The 15,026-nt window shown below is 36.5% G+C and carries 17 protein-coding genes; 5 read left to right on the top strand and 12 right to left on the bottom strand.

What is annotated here, in order from left to right; all coding sequences use genetic code 11:
• Positions 1 to 5: 5 nt before the first annotated feature.
• From Q0252_RS05470 to Q0252_RS05425, 10 genes are all read right to left on the bottom strand, one after another.
• Positions 6 to 305: an ATP-dependent Clp protease adaptor ClpS gene (locus tag Q0252_RS05470; protein WP_297984523.1), complete on the bottom strand. Its 300-nt coding sequence runs from the start codon at positions 303 to 305 to the stop codon at positions 6 to 8.
• 9 nt (positions 306 to 314) lie between these two features.
• A complete protein-coding gene (locus Q0252_RS05465) occupies positions 315 to 1,658 on the bottom strand; it encodes a hemolysin family protein (protein WP_297984522.1) in 1,344 nt (447 codons plus the stop codon).
• 142 nt (positions 1,659 to 1,800) lie between these two features.
• A complete protein-coding gene (gene atpG, locus Q0252_RS05460; protein WP_297984521.1) occupies positions 1,801 to 2,658 on the bottom strand; it encodes an ATP synthase F1 subunit gamma in 858 nt (285 codons plus the stop codon).
• A gap of 88 nt (positions 2,659 to 2,746) precedes the next feature.
• Entirely contained in the window at positions 2,747 to 4,324 is a 1,578-nt protein-coding gene (gene atpA / locus Q0252_RS05455) for a F0F1 ATP synthase subunit alpha (RefSeq protein ID WP_297984520.1), read from the bottom strand.
• Positions 4,325 to 4,341: 17 nt separating this feature from the next.
• A complete protein-coding gene (gene atpH, locus Q0252_RS05450; RefSeq protein WP_297984519.1) occupies positions 4,342 to 4,881 on the bottom strand; it encodes an ATP synthase F1 subunit delta in 540 nt (179 codons plus the stop codon).
• A gap of 1 nt (position 4,882) precedes the next feature.
• Positions 4,883 to 5,380 carry a F0F1 ATP synthase subunit B gene (locus tag Q0252_RS05445; protein ID WP_297984518.1) on the bottom strand — a complete coding sequence of 166 codons (498 nt, stop codon included), beginning with the start codon at positions 5,378 to 5,380 and terminating at the stop codon, positions 4,883 to 4,885.
• A gap of 106 nt (positions 5,381 to 5,486) precedes the next feature.
• Positions 5,487 to 5,675, bottom strand: coding sequence for an ATP synthase F0 subunit C (atpE, locus tag Q0252_RS05440; RefSeq protein WP_031503230.1), 189 nt, complete (start codon positions 5,673 to 5,675; stop codon positions 5,487 to 5,489).
• Positions 5,676 to 5,699: 24 nt separating this feature from the next.
• Entirely contained in the window at positions 5,700 to 6,827 is a 1,128-nt protein-coding gene (gene atpB / locus Q0252_RS05435) for a F0F1 ATP synthase subunit A (protein WP_297984517.1), read from the bottom strand.
• A 120-nt stretch (positions 6,828 to 6,947) separates the two neighbouring features.
• Complete coding sequence (locus Q0252_RS05430; protein WP_297984516.1) at positions 6,948 to 7,343, bottom strand: hypothetical protein; 396 nt, start codon at positions 7,341 to 7,343, stop codon at positions 6,948 to 6,950.
• The gene (locus Q0252_RS05425; RefSeq protein WP_297984515.1) at positions 7,333 to 7,611 is read right to left on the bottom strand and encodes an AtpZ/AtpI family protein; all 279 of its coding nucleotides are present in this window, start codon (positions 7,609 to 7,611) and stop codon (positions 7,333 to 7,335) included. Before Q0252_RS05425 ends, Q0252_RS05430 begins: the two co-directional genes overlap by 11 nt.
• A gap of 160 nt (positions 7,612 to 7,771) precedes the next feature.
• On the opposite strand from Q0252_RS05425, the gene ffh reads away from it, so the two are divergent.
• A complete protein-coding gene (ffh, locus tag Q0252_RS05420) occupies positions 7,772 to 9,139 on the top strand; it encodes a signal recognition particle protein (protein WP_297984514.1) in 1,368 nt (455 codons plus the stop codon).
• Between the two features lie 93 nt (positions 9,140 to 9,232).
• Here ffh and Q0252_RS05415 read toward each other — a convergent pair whose 3' ends face one another.
• Both Q0252_RS05415 and Q0252_RS05410 read right to left on the bottom strand, forming a co-directional pair.
• Positions 9,233 to 9,718: a hypothetical protein gene (locus Q0252_RS05415; RefSeq protein ID WP_297984513.1), complete on the bottom strand. Its 486-nt coding sequence runs from the start codon at positions 9,716 to 9,718 to the stop codon at positions 9,233 to 9,235.
• A gap of 232 nt (positions 9,719 to 9,950) precedes the next feature.
• The gene (locus tag Q0252_RS05410) at positions 9,951 to 10,910 is read right to left on the bottom strand and encodes a PhoH family protein (RefSeq protein WP_297984512.1); all 960 of its coding nucleotides are present in this window, start codon (positions 10,908 to 10,910) and stop codon (positions 9,951 to 9,953) included.
• A 114-nt stretch (positions 10,911 to 11,024) separates the two neighbouring features.
• Between Q0252_RS05410 and Q0252_RS05405 the strand changes: the two genes are divergently transcribed.
• The 4 genes from Q0252_RS05405 to gldG all read left to right on the top strand — a co-directional run bounded on the left by Q0252_RS05405 (position 11,025) and on the right by gldG (position 14,865).
• Positions 11,025 to 11,855 (top strand): SAM-dependent chlorinase/fluorinase, encoded by an 831-nt coding sequence (locus tag Q0252_RS05405; RefSeq protein WP_297984511.1) that lies wholly within the window; start codon positions 11,025 to 11,027, stop codon positions 11,853 to 11,855.
• Between the two features lie 61 nt (positions 11,856 to 11,916).
• Positions 11,917 to 12,465 (top strand): CopD family protein, encoded by a 549-nt coding sequence (locus Q0252_RS05400; RefSeq protein WP_297984510.1) that lies wholly within the window; start codon positions 11,917 to 11,919, stop codon positions 12,463 to 12,465.
• Positions 12,466 to 12,472: 7 nt separating this feature from the next.
• The gene (locus Q0252_RS05395; RefSeq protein WP_297984509.1) at positions 12,473 to 13,201 is read left to right on the top strand and encodes an ABC transporter permease; all 729 of its coding nucleotides are present in this window, start codon (positions 12,473 to 12,475) and stop codon (positions 13,199 to 13,201) included.
• Between the two features lie 2 nt (positions 13,202 to 13,203).
• Positions 13,204 to 14,865, top strand: coding sequence for a gliding motility-associated ABC transporter substrate-binding protein GldG (gene gldG / locus Q0252_RS05390; protein ID WP_297984508.1), 1,662 nt, complete (start codon positions 13,204 to 13,206; stop codon positions 14,863 to 14,865).
• The last annotated feature ends 161 nt before the right edge of the window (positions 14,866 to 15,026 follow it).

Raw genomic sequence — 15,026 nt, 5'->3', positions numbered from 1 at the left:
TATTTTTACACAATCTCGGAAGTCAAACCTCTGGAAAGCAGTTTTTCATGCATAGGTTTCAGCTTTTCCATGCTTCCGGATTTTACGGTGCATTTTCCTTTGTAATGAACTAAAATGGTACACTGTTCTGCCTGTTCCGGTGTATGTTCGCAAATTTCTATCAAGCATTCGATAACGAAATCAAAAGTGTTCACATCATCATTCCAAAGAACGATTTTGTAAACTTCGTCTTCCATAACCAGAACATCACTTTCTTCCTGATGTTCACGCTTTGGGTTGTCGTAAAATTTTATGAATTCAATCATCGTAAAAAATTATTCACCAACAATAATGTCGGTAATATCGTCGGCAAGGCTAGGTTCTTCGTATGTTAATTCTACCAACTCGACACTTTTGTTATTCATTTTCAAAATTTTGAAGTGGTAGTGATCTATTTTAAATTCCTGATTTTCTTCGGGAATATCTTCCAGGGCGTGAAGAATATAGCCTGCTAATGTATTGTACTCTCCTTCCTCAGAAATTTTCTTCGGTAAAGATTCGTTGATTTCTTCCAAAGGCTGCGTAGCTTTCACCCAGAAAACATTCTCGCCTACCTTGTCCACAATTTTGTCTTCATCGTCCTCTTCATCCTGAATTTCGCCCACCAATTCTTCCAGAATATCTTCCAAAGTAATAATTCCTTCCGTTCCTCCAAACTCATCAATTACAACGGCCAAATGCTGCTTTTTTTGCTGGAAAACACTAAGTAAGTCTGAAATTTTCTTGCTTCCTACCACGAAAAATGCTTCCCTAAGGAATTTACGGAGTTCCACATCCTTATTTTTGATATATTCCCTCATGATTTCCTTTGTGTAGAAAATACCAATCACATTGTCGATCGAGTTTTCGTATACCGGAAGTCTGGAATATCCACTTTCTATAATTTGTTCAAGGATTTCTTCTTTGGAATCTTCTATATCGATGGATACAATATTTTGGCGAGGGATCATCACCTGCTTGGCAGTATGGTCGGTAAAATCGAATGCGTTCTTGATGATCTCGTAGTTTTCCTCTTCAATTTCTCCGCTGTCTGCAGACTGTTTAACCAAAAGCTGAAGTTCTTCCGTAGAGTGAATTTCGTGTTCTGAAGCAGGAGCCATACCAATCATCCTAAGAAATGAATTGGAAATCGCATTCATCGACCATATAAAAGGCTTGAAAATATTGTAGAACGCAATTAATGGCCATGCTATCGCCATCGTAGTTTGTTCAGCTTTTCTAATTGCAATGGACTTTGGTACCAATTCACCAAACACAATATGCATAATGGTAATGATCATGAAGCTTAAAACCAGGGAAACCGTTGTAACGGTAGTTTGTGCAACATCTATATTAAAATAATGGAAAAGCTCCTCAATAACGTGATGAAGTGCGCTTTCTCCTACCCAACCTAAAGCAAGTGAAGCAAGGGTAATCCCGAGTTGTGTTGCGGAAAGATAGGAATCAAGACTTCTGATAATCTGTTCTGCTTTCTTGGCCAAAGCATTTCCTTCAGCAGCTTTCAGCTGGATTTGCGAGTAACGGACTTTAACGATGGAGAATTCTGCGGCTACGAAAAAACCATTCAGAAGTACTAGTAAGAGGGCAATGAGAAGTTTTATAAAACTGTCGGATTCCATTAAGATTTGTTAAACAATATTCTGCAAATATAGGCAAAATAAATTTACTTAATCTGAGGGTGTATAATTATTTAAAGTATTGATTTTAAAATAAAAAAGCACCAAAATATGGTGCTTTTACTATTGAGTTTTAAAACTATTGTTAAGAATTTTTCAATGCTTCCGCTCCGGAAACAATTTCCAAAATTTCGTTGGTAATTGCAGCCTGACGTGCTTTGTTGTAGGTAATAACCAATTCATTCTTCAAAGCCTGTGCGTTGTCTGTCGCTTTGTGCATCGCCGTCATCCTTGCTCCGTGTTCTGAAGCTACAGAATCCAAGATTGCTTTATAAACCTGTGTTTTGATTGATTTAGGAATCAAGTTTTCCAAAATTTCTTTTGAGCTTGGTTCGAATATATAATCAAGGTTTACATTACTTTGTTTTTCCGGCATCGCAATTGGAAGCACCTGTTCAGTTTTTACTTCTTGCGTTGCAGCATTGATGAACTTGTTGTAAACAAGATACACTCTGTCGAATTTTCCTTCTGCATAATCTCTCATTATCTGCTCCGTAAAGTTTGCTACAGCATCAAAGCTCAATTTGTCGTAAACACCACTTTCGTTACCGTAAACCGTTCTGTTACGTTTTACAGCATCGTAAGCTTTTTTACCAACAGTAAGGATTTCCACTTCGTATGGACTGTTGTTTAACTGATGATTCAGTTCTTTTGCCACAGAAGAGTTGAATGCTCCGGCCAAACCTCTGTTAGAAGTTACCATAATGTAAAGCACTCTTTTTACTTCTCTTTCTGCTGTATAAGTTCCTACTTCTTCCAAATCTGCTCCTGCACTTACGTTTTCGATAAGTTGAGTGAGTTTTTCAGAATAAGGTCTTAACATGACAATAGCGTCCTGAGCTTTTTTCAGTTTTGCAGCAGAAACCATCTTCATTGCACTGGTAATCTGCATTGTAGAACCGATTGAAGTAATTCTTCCGCGTATTTCCTTTAAGTTTGCCATTCTTTAAATGGTTTGATATTGTTTGAAAGTTTGATTTGGTTTGATATTGCCCAATGTGAACAATATCAAACCTTCAAACAATTAAATTTTAGTTATATTTTCCTGCTAAATCTGCTGCAGCCTGCTTCAATACTCCCGTTACAGAATCATCGATTTTTCCGGCTTTAATTGCAGACATTGTTTCAGGGTGTTTCGTTCTCAAGAATTCTACGTATTCTTTAGCGAACTCTTTTACCTTTCTTACAGGAACGTTTCTCAACAAGTTTTCAGTTCCGGCGTAAACCATTGCTACCTGATCTTCAACACGAAGTGGAGAGTTAACCGGTTGCTTCAAGATTTCTACGTTTTTTTCTCCTTTAGAGATTACAGAAAGTGTAGAAGCATCAAGGTCAGAACCAAATTTCGCGAACGCTTCCAATTCTTTGTACTGAGCCTGGTCTAGCTTCAAAGTACCGGAAACTTTCTTCATAGATTTAATCTGAGCATTACCACCTACTCTGGATACAGAGATACCTACGTTAATTGCAGGACGAACCCCAGAGTTGAACAAATCAGATTCCAAGAAAATCTGTCCGTCTGTAATAGAGATTACGTTAGTTGGAATATATGCAGAAACGTCACCCGCCTGAGTTTCGATAATTGGAAGTGCAGTAAGAGAACCGCCACCTTTTACCATTGGCTTTAAAGATTCCGGAAGGTCGTTCATCTGAGCAGCAATTGCATCATCTTTGATTATTTTTGCAGCTCTTTCAAGAAGTCTTGAGTGAAGATAGAAAACGTCTCCAGGATAAGCTTCACGTCCCGGTGGTCTTCTCAAAAGTAGGGAAAGCTCACGGTAAGCTACCGCTTGTTTTGATAAATCATCATAAATAATTAGAGCCGGACGTCCTGTGTCACGGAAATATTCACCAATTGCAGCTCCTGCCATTGCAGAATATACCTGCATCGGAACAGGGTCTGAAGCATTTGCAGCTACCACTACAGTGTAAGCCAACGCTCCTTTATCTTCCAGTGTCTGTACAATCTGCGCTACTGTAGAAGCTTTCTGTCCGATTGCTACGTAGATACAGAATACAGGTTCACCTGCATCGTAAAATTCTTTCTGGTTAAGAATGGTGTCAATTGCAACGGTAGTTTTACCCGTCTGTCTGTCCCCAATAATAAGCTCTCTCTGTCCTCTTCCTACTGGAATCATAGAGTCGATAGCTACGATACCGGTTTGAAGTGGTTCGTTTACCGGCTGTCTGAAGATTACACCAGGAGCTTTTCTTTCCAATGGCATTTCGTAAAGGTCACCTGTGATGGGACCTTTTCCGTCGATTGGGTTACCAAGAGTATCAACAACTCTTCCCAACATTCCTTCACCAACTTTAATTGAAGAGATTCTCTGCGTTCTTTTTACAGTATCTCCTTCTTTTACCAATTTAGATTCACCAAGAAGTGCAACACCTACGTTGTCTTCTGCAAGGTTTAGTACAATACCTTCAATACCGCTTTCGAATTTAACCAATTCACCGTACTGAACATTTTCCAAACCGTATACAAGAGCGATACCATCACCAATTGTTAATACAGTTCCAACTTCTTCAACATTCGATTGAGTATCGAAATTTGCAAGTTGCTGTTTAAGAATTGCAGATATTTCTGCCGGATTTATTTCTGCCATTTTATGGTTGTTTTATCTTAGTTTAATTGAAATTCTTTTTTAAGCTGGCTCAGTTTTGTTTTTACCGAAGTATCTATTTGCTGGTCTCCAACTCTTAGGATGTAACCTCCTAAAATTTCAGGATTAATAATTGTTTTTACATCAAACTTATTGTTATGGTTAACCAAATTGGTTGAGCCCAAAATACTGTTGATGTTCTCGTTTGAAAGATTTGTAGCAGTAGTGATGGTAATTCTCTGAACACCGTTCATGTCTTCTACCTTGTTTACAAATTCCTGAGCGATATTCTGCAACTGTTTTTCACGGCCGTGCTTAATCACCAACTGGATAAGATTCTGTGTTACCGGAGAGAAACTTTTGAAAATTTCACCTGCAACACTCGCCTTCTTTTTTGCGTCGATAATCGGGGAAGCAAAGAAATTTATTAACTCCTTAGAATTACCGATAGTTTTTACAACGTCCTGCATTTCACCGAAAACCGAAGATGTATTTCCAACTTCCTGCGTGAAATCCAACAAACCTTGTGCGTATCTTTTTGCTACCTTACTTGTAAGCATTTTAATTCAAATTAGATTTGTTAAGAATATTTTCTACCAAAGCGTTCTGAGCATCGTCGTTGTTTAGTTTTTCTTTAAGGATAGATTCTGCGATGTTAACAGACAAAGCACCAATTTGGTTTTTAATATCTGCCATTGCCGCAGTTTTCTCTGCTTGGATTGATTGTCTTGCCTGCTCGATAATTTTATCAGCTTCGGTTTGCGCAACATTCTTGGCATCACCTACAATTCTTTCTTTGATTTCTCTTGCTTCTTTCAAGATATTGTCGCGCTCAATTTTAGCCTCACGGATAATGTTTTCGTTTTCAGCTTTCAAATTCTGCACTTCTTGTCTTGCCAATTTAGCCTGATTAAGAGAATCAACGATGGTGACTTCTCTTTCATTCACAGCATCCATAATTGGTTTCCATGCGAATTTTCTTAGTACCAACAATAGAATGATAAAAACCACCGATTGTATGATGAATAAACCTGATGAAAAATTTTCTAATAATCCCATAATGAGTTATGATATATATTGTAATTGTTTTTAATTTCTTTTGAAAAAACATCTGCCGTAACCAACCGTTCCCGGCAGATGATTTTTGGGTGGCTGAAAAGCTTGATTAAACTGCGAAAAGTGCAGCAAATGCAAGACCTTCAACAAGTGCAGCAGCAATAAGCATTGCAGTTTGAAGTTTACCAGCTTGTTCTGGTTGTCTAGCCATACCTTCTAGAGCCGCAGCACCGATTTTACCGATACCAAGACCTGCTCCGATTACTACTAAACCTGCTCCTACTAATTTAAGATCCATAATATAAAAATTTAAAAGGTTTTATTAATGATGTGCTACTCCTTCTTCGCCTTCATGCGCATGTTCTTCGTTTGCCATACCGAAATATACGGCAGAAAGCATGGTGAAGATATATGCCTGAAGGAATGCAACTAATATTTCAAGAAGATAAAGTACAAAAGTTAAGAATGGGAACGCAACACCCGCGATTACATTTTTGAAAACATAGATCATCGCGATAAGTGACATGATTACAATGTGTCCCGCTGTCATGTTCGCAAAAAGACGGATAAGCAGTGCGAATGGCTTAATGAACATTCCAATGATTTCAATTGGCATCATTACAATTTTCATTGGCCAAGGCAATCCCGGCATCCAGAAAATATGTTGCCAGTATGTTTTGTTTGCTGTAAATTGGGTAATAAGGAATGTAAAAATTGCCAAAGCAGCAGTAATTGCGATATTCCCAGTTACGTTAATCCCGAAAGGCAATAATCCGAAAATGTTCAAGAACAAAATAAAGAAGAAAATAGTGAGCAAATAACCCATGTATTTTTTATATTTCGGACCAATATTTGGTTTAGCGATGTCATCTCTAATGAAAAGAATCAAAGGTTCCAAAATTTTTCCAGCACCACTTGGTACTAAAGAATTTTTATAGCTTCTAGCGATTCCACCAAAAATAAAAATCATTAATAAAGATACCAAAACAATCATGAGTACACTTTTAGTAATGGATAAATCCAAGACTTTTTCATTGGTTGGATGGTGCTCTGCATCTAGGTTAATTGTTCCTGAAGCATCGGTTTTGTAGATTTTTTCGTGGAAAAGTTTGTAGTGTCCACCTTTACTTTCTACTACTTTTTCACCGTGGTGAAAAGCAGAACTCATCATTGCGTGAAATCCGTTGGCTTTATCATAAAAAATAACAGGAAGCGGAAAACCAATATGCTTTCCCTCTTTAGTCACCATGATATCGAAGCTGTGCGCATCCAAAAGGTGATGATTAATAAAGTCCTTGTTTTCTTTTCTTACTTGATCAGCTTCAGAAACTACAACAGGAGCTTCTACCCCGTGGGTATTTGCTTCTTTTACTTCACCAGCCTTATGTTGTGCAAATGTTGTAGAAAATATCGATAAAAAACTCAGTACAAGAACTACTCTTTTCAGCATTGCTATATCTTATTTTAAAGTTTTGCAAAAATAGGATAATTAATCATAATATGAAAATCAATTTTAACTGATTTTTTTCATCTTTTTTGAGAAAAATTCAGTTAAAGTTCAGCTCAAATTTTACTCCTCGGATTCTTCCCTTTTTTCAGCAGAAGAGGCGTCATGTTCTTTAATGATATTGATGGAATATAAAGTTTCCAATACCAACGAAATTAAATACGGAATGATAAAGTGAAGTTTGTAGTTCGGAACTGCGCCAAGATTCAGTTTTTTCATGATTAAAAACATCAAAATTAGTTTAAACATCACCAATCCCATAAAGGCAAAACCGATATATTGGGGATAAATCTTTTTCATGATGGAAATAATAGTAATTACCATACTGAAAAGCACTGTAAGAAACAGATAATACTTGACGAAAGTTGTTTCGAAACCTGTTTTCCAAAGCATAAAGATTCCGAAATGCACAAAAAACATCAGGAAATAGAGGGCTATATATATAGTATTACTTTTCATTTTTGCTGTTTTGAACATTTTTAAGTTGGTGAATTAAAAAATAAAAAGCAATCCCCATCCCGATAAAACCCACACCAATGGTCAGCAAATTATTCTGAAGACCAAAATGGTCATTCAACTTCTTACCGCCCCAGAATGCAAGTCCCATTGTTGCCAACATTTGGAAAACAATAGCGGAGTAAATTCCGTACTGCCGCATTCCGCTTTGTTCGAATTTTTTTTCGTCTTCTTTGGAGAATTCCTGGTCTGTTGGATTTTCTTCTGACATTATTTTAAAATTGATGCAAAAATAATGATTTTGAAATGAAATTCCCTGTGCAGTTCTTTTGCTGAACTAAACTCTTTATGCGTTTAAAACGCTGAAAGGGTTCTCAATTTTCGTCACTCTATTTTTTTGTTTATTTTTGCAGTTCTTAAAAATTTGAAAAATGTTCAACAGTTTACAGGACAAATTAGATAAAGCGCTTCATAATATTGCAGGACGCGGAAAAATTACCGAAATCAATGTTGCGGAAACCGTTAAGGAAATTCGTAGAGCTTTGGTAGATGCCGATGTTAACTATAAAGTTGCGAAAGATTTAACAAAAAGAGTTCAAGACAAAGCTTTAGGTCAAAATGTTTTGACGAGTTTAACTCCGGGACAGTTAATGACTAAAATCGTTCATGACGAATTGGTAGATTTAATGGGTGGAACTCATGAAGGAATTAATCTTTCGGGAAAACCTAGCGTTATTTTGATTGCAGGTTTACAAGGTTCTGGTAAAACTACTTTTTCAGGAAAATTGGCGAACTATTTAAAACAAAAAAGAAGCAAAAAACCTCTATTGGTAGCTTGTGACGTTTACAGACCTGCTGCAATAAATCAGTTGAAAGTTTTAGGAAGCCAAATTGATGTTCCTGTTTATACTGAAGAAGGCGCTACCAATCCTTCTGCAATTGCAGAAAACGCTGTAAATTATGCAAAACAAAACGGTTTTGATACCGTAATTGTAGATACAGCAGGACGTTTAGCTGTAGATGAACAAATGATGAACGAAATTAAATCGGTGCATTATTTCATCAAGCCTCAGGAAACGCTTTTCGTTGTGGATTCCATGACAGGACAGGATGCGGTAAATACAGCAAAATCTTTCAACGATGCCTTGAATTTTGATGGAGTTGTTCTAACGAAATTAGACGGTGATACAAGAGGTGGTGCTGCTTTAACGATACGTTCTGTGGTTGAAAAACCAATCAAGTTTATTTCTACAGGAGAAAAAATGGAAGCTCTGGACCTGTTCTATCCGGAAAGAATGGCGGACAGAATTTTGGGAATGGGTGACGTTGTTTCCTTAGTAGAAAGAGCTCAGGAACAATTCGATGAAGAAGAAGCAAAAAAACTTCACAAAAAAATTGCGAAAAATGAATTCGGTTTTGATGACTTTCTGAATCAAATCAATCAAATCAAAAAAATGGGTAACATGAAGGATTTGATGGGAATGTTACCTGGAGTTGGAAAAGCAATAAAAGATGTGGATATTAATGATGATGCTTTCAAACATATTGAAGCAATTATTCACTCGATGACGCCGGAAGAAAGAAGAAGACCTTCCATCATTAATACTCAAAGAAAAAACCGTATTGCAAGAGGTGCTGGAAGAAAAATTGAAGATGTAAACCAACTGATGAAGCAGTTTGATCAAATGGGCAAAATGATGAAAATGATGCAGGGACCACAAGGAAAACAAATGATGGAAATGATGAGCAAAGGAATGCCTAAAATGCCAGGAATGAGCGGAAATCTTTTTGGAAGATAATTAAGGTGAATTGTCAATAGTGAATTGTCAGTTTTGAAAATAAAAAATCCTGAATCTTGCGATTCGGGATTTTTTTTCTCTTATCTGCCTTTATTATAGCTTAAATCCTACACCTAAGTTAATAGAACCTAAAGTACCGTCATTGCTTACACCTTTGTAACCAAGGTAAAATTCAGTTTTTCCGCTCTCATAACCAACTTTTGGCTGGAAGTAGAATCCACCGTCCGCACCTTCGTTAGTGATAATTCCATATCCCAAATCTGTTCCAATAAAGAAATTAGGAGCTACAGTATATTTTGCAGTTGCTGCAATTGGAATTAATCCTACATCTTCAAAGCCCATGTCTTTATACTCAGACTTTAAAAAATAATGTGAATAGCCAGAAGCAAGCCCTAAATCTAAACTTGGAGCAACATTCCAAAGATAAGCAGCATCAACACCAACGTTAAAACTATATCCATCTGCAACATCTCCGACAGGAAGACCAATGTGGAAACCAAGTTTCGGATAACCCGACTGTGCATTTACTGCCGAAACACCTAATACTGCGAATGCCGCAGCTAAAATTAATTTTTTCATAACATTTAAATTTTAAATTAACATAACAAATGTAGAAAATAATTTTACAAAACCAAATTTTTTTTGAATTATTTTTAATAAAACAAATAATTCATTACGAATAATTTATTAATATAATGTTAAACATAATTTATGATAGAGCAAATAACTAAGTAAAAATCAGCCAATTATATTAGCTGATTTAAACCTGTTGTTAAACTTTAAATTTAACATAATTTTATCGATTTGATAATTACTCTTCTCGTTGTCTTTTTTCTTCGCTATTGTACGCTTGGATGATTTTTTTAACCACAGGGTGTCTTACAACATCCTCCTCTGTTAAATGCACGAAACCAATTTCATTTACATCTTTTAATATTCTCATCGCTTCCTTAAGACCGGAGTGCTGTTTAGGCGGAAGGTCAACCTGGCTGGGATCTCCCGTTATAATAAATTTCGCATTCATCCCCATTCTCGTTAAAAACATTTTCATTTGAGAGTGCGTTGTGTTTTGGGCTTCATCCAAAATAACAAAAGCTTCATCCAAAGTTCTACCACGCATAAAAGCCAATGGCGCAACCTCAATTACTTTTTTCTCCATAAAGCCCTCCAATTTTTCATGAGGAATCATATCACGAAGCGCATCATACAAAGGTTGTAAATATGGATCCATCTTTTCTTTGAGATCTCCCGGCAAAAATCCAAGGCTCTCTCCTGCTTCAACTGCGGGTCTTGTTAAGATAATTCTTTTCACCTCTTTATCGCGAAGTGCTCTCGCAGCCAAAGCTACACTGGTATAAGTTTTTCCGGTTCCGGCAGGACCAATTGCGAATACCATATCTTTAGTTTCACATTCTTTTACCAATTTTTTAAGGTTCGTAGTTTTGGCTTTAATTACCTTTCCGTTAACGCCTTTTACAATAATATCCTGGTCGAAAACCATCTGCTTTTCAGATTCGCTGGTGATTTTAAGAATATTTTCAAAGTCTTTTAAATTAATCGAATTGTTTCTCGAAATAAACTGCACAATATCATCCAGCTTATTTTTAAAAACATCCAGCGCTTCCTGATTACCCATGGCAAAAATAAAATTGTCGCGTCCGGTTATTTTAAGAGAAGGAAAAGAAGATTTCAGAAGGTTGTAATTTTGGTTCTGTACACCGTAAAAAGTTTTGGTGTTGATACCCGATAAGTCATAATTAATTTCAAACATACATTAATATCTTTCATTGATTTTGATTTTTAAATTTAAACAAAAATTCGGGATTCCTTCCATTTATTTATCCACAAGAAAGGTTTTTCCGGCAGATTGTTTTAATTTTGTGAAATGCCAATAATTACCCTTACTTCGGATTACGGACTCGTTGATTATCGCGTTGCCGCCATTAAAGGAAGCATTCTGTCCCAAAAGACAGATACACAAATCGTTGACATTTCTCATGAAATTGATGCCTACAATTTATTGCAGACTGCGTACATCGTTCGTAATGCCTACAAATTTTTCCCAACAGGAAGCGTACACATTATTTCTGTGGACAGCTTTTACAGAAAAGAAGTAAAAAGTGTTCTTTATTACGCAGACGGACATTATTTTATTGCAGCAGATAACGGCGTTTTGGGATTGATATTCTTTGATATCAAGCCTGATGCTGTTTATGAAATAACCCTGAACAACCGCTTCGACGATTATGTACAAAGCACAACCACAGATATTTTTGTTCCCGCTGCAGTTCATTTGCTGAATGGTGGGCTTCCTGAAGTTATTGGCAGAAAATTCAAAAATCCGAAAGACCTTTCTTTCCCAAGAGCAGTGTATACGCCAAGTGAAAAAATGATTATTGGTGAAGCGATGTACATCGATAATTTTGGAAACATTGTTTCTAATATCAGCAAGAAATTTTTTGAAAAGAATTTCAAAGGGTTCAACAGTTTTATCGTAAAATTCCGCACACTTGCGCTTTCTAATATATATAATCAGTACACCGATTTTGTTCCAGATTGGGAAAACGAAAGAGACTATCACGGAAAATCCGTAGCCATTTTCAACGATGCTGGATTGCTGGAATTATGCATCTACAAAGGAAATAAAAGCAATGGCGCAAAAAATCTTTTTGGGCTGAATGTTGGCGAAAAAATTTACATCGAGTTTACGAAATAACAGCCTTAAAACTCAGCTTTGTGCTTAATTTATTGTTTATATTTGCACACAAATTTTTCTGATGCTTTATACCATTATCAAAGCGGTTCACATCATCTTTATGGTATCTTATTTTGCCGGAATTTTCTATCTGGTAAGATTGTTTGTTTACTATAAAGATACCGACGAATTCGAGGAAACGAAAAAGAAAATCCTTCGCGAACAATACACTTTCATGGCAAGAAGACTTTGGAATATCATTACAGTTCCTGCAGGAATTATTATGTTATTGAGCGGTTTAACGATGATTTTTCTGAATTTCGGTTTGATGAAAACACCTTGGTTTCACCTGAAACTGACTTTTCTGATTGGCCTTGTAGTTTATCATTACTGGTGCTGGAAAAAAGTTTTACAACTCAAAAATCTTAATGGTGCTGAAATTCCTGTTGCGAACATCAAACTGAGACAAGCCAACGAAATCGCGACCTTTATTTTATTCCTTGTCGTTTTCACCGTGATTTTAAAATCTTACGCCATTGATTATTGGTGGCAATTAATTGCAGGATTTTTTGTTTTGGTATTTGCCATTATGATGACGGTAAAACTGGTTAACAAGAACAAAAAAAGTTAAACACTATATGTTTGCTATCTTTAAAAAAGAACTTTGGAGTTATTTTGGAAATTGGAGTGCATGGATTATTATTGCAGCTTTCAGTTTAATCGGGACGCTCTTTTTATTTTTCTTCGAAAACGATTCCAATATTTTTGATATCGGAACTGCTTCTCTACAAAGCTATTTCGTTTTGGTTCCATGGTTATTGATGTTTATTATTCCTGCTATTTCTATGAAGACTTTGGCGGAGGAACAACAAAGCGGAACTTTGAACTGGCTTTTTTCTCAACCCGTGAAAATTTCAGAAATCATTGGCGGAAAATTTCTCGCTGTTTGGTTGGTTGGAATTTTATGTTTGCTGCCGTCACTGGTTTATTTGTACACCGTTTATGTTCTGGGAGTTCCGGAAGGAAACATCGACATGGGAGCTACTTTGGGAAGTTATTTCGGTTTGATTCTTCTTATTGCTGCTTTTTCAGCGGTTGGAATTTTAGCTTCTTCCCTTTCTCAGAACCAAATTACGGCTTATTTGTTGGGCGTTTTCATGTGTTTTATTCTGTATTTTGGGATTGAACAATTGGCAAGCTATAAACTTTTGGGTGGTACAGATTATGTCCTTTCCAACCTTGGTTTTTATAAGCATTTTCTTGGTTTTACCAGAGGTTTAATCGATAGTCGTGATGTATTTTACTTTTTATTGATGATCACTTTGTGTCTGTTTTTATCTAATGTTTTTGTTGAAAAGAAAAGGTAGTTATGAAAATGAGCAAAAATAATATCATCTATATTATTGCCGGAATCGTTCTTCTCTTGGGAACTTTAGGAATTTTTTCTTTCCGTTTAGATTTAACCAAAGAAAAAAGATATACGCTTTCGGACAGTACTTTAAAAGTTTTGGAATCGGTTCAAAAACCGGTCACAGTTGACGTATATCTTGAAGGAGATTTTCCGGCGAGTTTTAAACAGCTTCAGAATGAAACGAAATTCATGCTCGAAGAATTTCAGAAAGTCAATCCGAAAATCAGCTACAAATTTATTGACCCAATAAAAACCAAAATTCCGCAGGATACTTTAATGGCGATGGGAATGCAGCCTTCTATTCTACCCGATATGAAGGACGGAAAAATTTCTCAGATTGTACTTTTTCCTTACGCAGTCATTAAACATGGTCAGTACGGAACTTCTGTTCCTTTAATTGTTCAGCAAAACGGAATTGAACCGGAAGAACAACTCAATCAGTCCATAGAAAATCTGGAATACAATCTTGTTTCCAATATCAAAGCGATTTCAACAGATAAAAGAAAAAATGTAGGAATCCTCATCAATCAGGATGAATTGAGACCGGAACAGTTTCAGGGATTTATGCAAATGGCGACGGAGAATTACAACGCAGGTCCTGTCATTCCCAAAAATCAGAAAGAACTGACTTTGGAAGATATTCCGATGCTTAAAAAAATTGATGCTTTGGTGATTGCAAAACCAAGAAAACCTTTTACCGACAGCGAAAAAGTAATTCTGGACCAATACATCATGAACGGCGGAAAAACGTTATGGATGATTGATGCCGTAAATGCCGAAATGGACACGCTTTTTCAGTCCAAAAAAATTATGGCGTATCCGATGGACAATAACTTAACGGACTTTTTCTTCAGCTATGGTTTAAGAATCAATCCGGGATTAACAAAGGACATGAAAAAATCTGCTCTGATTCGGATTGTTTCCGGAGAAGTGGCAGGAAATCCGCAGTACAGCTCATTTTTGTGGCCGTATTTTCCGTTGGGAATTGCTGAAAATCAAAATCCAATTACCAAAAATATTAATCCTGTAAAGTTTGAATTTCCCACTTCCATCGACACTTTAGGAAGACCGGGTGTTAAAACAAATGTACTGTACGAATCCAGCGAAAGAACAAACATTAAACAGGTTCCGAATTACGTTGCCCTTGCCGAAATTGTAAAAACCGACAGCATTGGACAAAATGAAAAACCTACCACTCCGAAAATTTATGCCGTTAGTTTGGAAGGAAAATTTAAATCAGCGTACGCTGCGAGAAGTGAAAAAAACGGTTATCCGAATTTCAAAGCTCAAAGTTCGGAAAACAAAATGATTGTCATTGCAGACGGCGACGTTGGAAGAAACCAAATCATGAAAGGCGAAGCGCTTCCTTTGGGAGCAGATGTTTTAACCAATCAGCAATACGGAAACGAACAGTTCTTGAGAAATGCTTTGGATTTTCTTCTGGACGATTCTAATTTAATGGAACTCCGCAACAGAAATATCGAAAACCGTTTGCTCGACAGGCAAAAAATCGAAGATGAAAGAACAAGCTGGCAATGGATTAATTTACTTCTGCCACTCGCAATTATCGCAGCTTTAGGAGGATTATTTTTCTGGCTGAGAAAGAGTAAGTTTGATTAATAGTTGATGTAAATTGTGAATGGTCAGTTGTTAATTTTACAAATTTAACTTAGAAGCGGATTCTACTCTTCCAGAGGGGTGGCGAAAAATCCAAAGGTTTTTTTTGACGGGGTGTTCAGATTATTTATAAACATTTCAGTACCAAAAATCTCCCAAATCTG

It is taken from the genome of uncultured Chryseobacterium sp., assembly GCF_936933875.1.
Classification (GTDB): Bacteria; Bacteroidota; Bacteroidia; order Flavobacteriales; family Weeksellaceae; genus CAKZIK01.
Note: the sequence above shows the minus strand (reverse complement) of the source record. Positions and strands in the feature narration are given on the sequence as shown.

Coding starts and splice junctions, on each gene's coding strand:
- Q0252_RS05425 (WP_297984515.1), bottom strand. CDS start 7,611: ATGTCAGAAGAAAATCCAACAGACCAGGAATTCTCCAAAGAAGACGAA.
- atpB (WP_297984517.1), bottom strand. CDS start 6,827: ATGCTGAAAAGAGTAGTTCTTGTACTGAGTTTTTTATCGATATTTTCT.
- ffh (WP_297984514.1), top strand. CDS start 7,772: ATGTTCAACAGTTTACAGGACAAATTAGATAAAGCGCTTCATAATATT.
- Q0252_RS05395 (WP_297984509.1), top strand. CDS start 12,473: ATGTTTGCTATCTTTAAAAAAGAACTTTGGAGTTATTTTGGAAATTGG.
- gldG (WP_297984508.1), top strand. CDS start 13,204: ATGAAAATGAGCAAAAATAATATCATCTATATTATTGCCGGAATCGTT.
- Q0252_RS05410 (WP_297984512.1), bottom strand. CDS start 10,910: ATGTTTGAAATTAATTATGACTTATCGGGTATCAACACCAAAACTTTT.
- Q0252_RS05465 (WP_297984522.1), bottom strand. CDS start 1,658: ATGGAATCCGACAGTTTTATAAAACTTCTCATTGCCCTCTTACTAGTA.
- Q0252_RS05405 (WP_297984511.1), top strand. CDS start 11,025: ATGCCAATAATTACCCTTACTTCGGATTACGGACTCGTTGATTATCGC.
- atpH (WP_297984519.1), bottom strand. CDS start 4,881: ATGCTTACAAGTAAGGTAGCAAAAAGATACGCACAAGGTTTGTTGGAT.
- Q0252_RS05400 (WP_297984510.1), top strand. CDS start 11,917: ATGCTTTATACCATTATCAAAGCGGTTCACATCATCTTTATGGTATCT.
- Q0252_RS05470 (WP_297984523.1), bottom strand. CDS start 305: ATGATTGAATTCATAAAATTTTACGACAACCCAAAGCGTGAACATCAG.
- atpE (WP_031503230.1), bottom strand. CDS start 5,675: ATGGATCTTAAATTAGTAGGAGCAGGTTTAGTAGTAATCGGAGCAGGT.
- atpA (WP_297984520.1), bottom strand. CDS start 4,324: ATGGCAGAAATAAATCCGGCAGAAATATCTGCAATTCTTAAACAGCAA.
- atpG (WP_297984521.1), bottom strand. CDS start 2,658: ATGGCAAACTTAAAGGAAATACGCGGAAGAATTACTTCAATCGGTTCT.
- Q0252_RS05445 (WP_297984518.1), bottom strand. CDS start 5,380: ATGGGATTATTAGAAAATTTTTCATCAGGTTTATTCATCATACAATCG.
- Q0252_RS05430 (WP_297984516.1), bottom strand. CDS start 7,343: ATGAAAAGTAATACTATATATATAGCCCTCTATTTCCTGATGTTTTTT.
- Q0252_RS05415 (WP_297984513.1), bottom strand. CDS start 9,718: ATGAAAAAATTAATTTTAGCTGCGGCATTCGCAGTATTAGGTGTTTCG.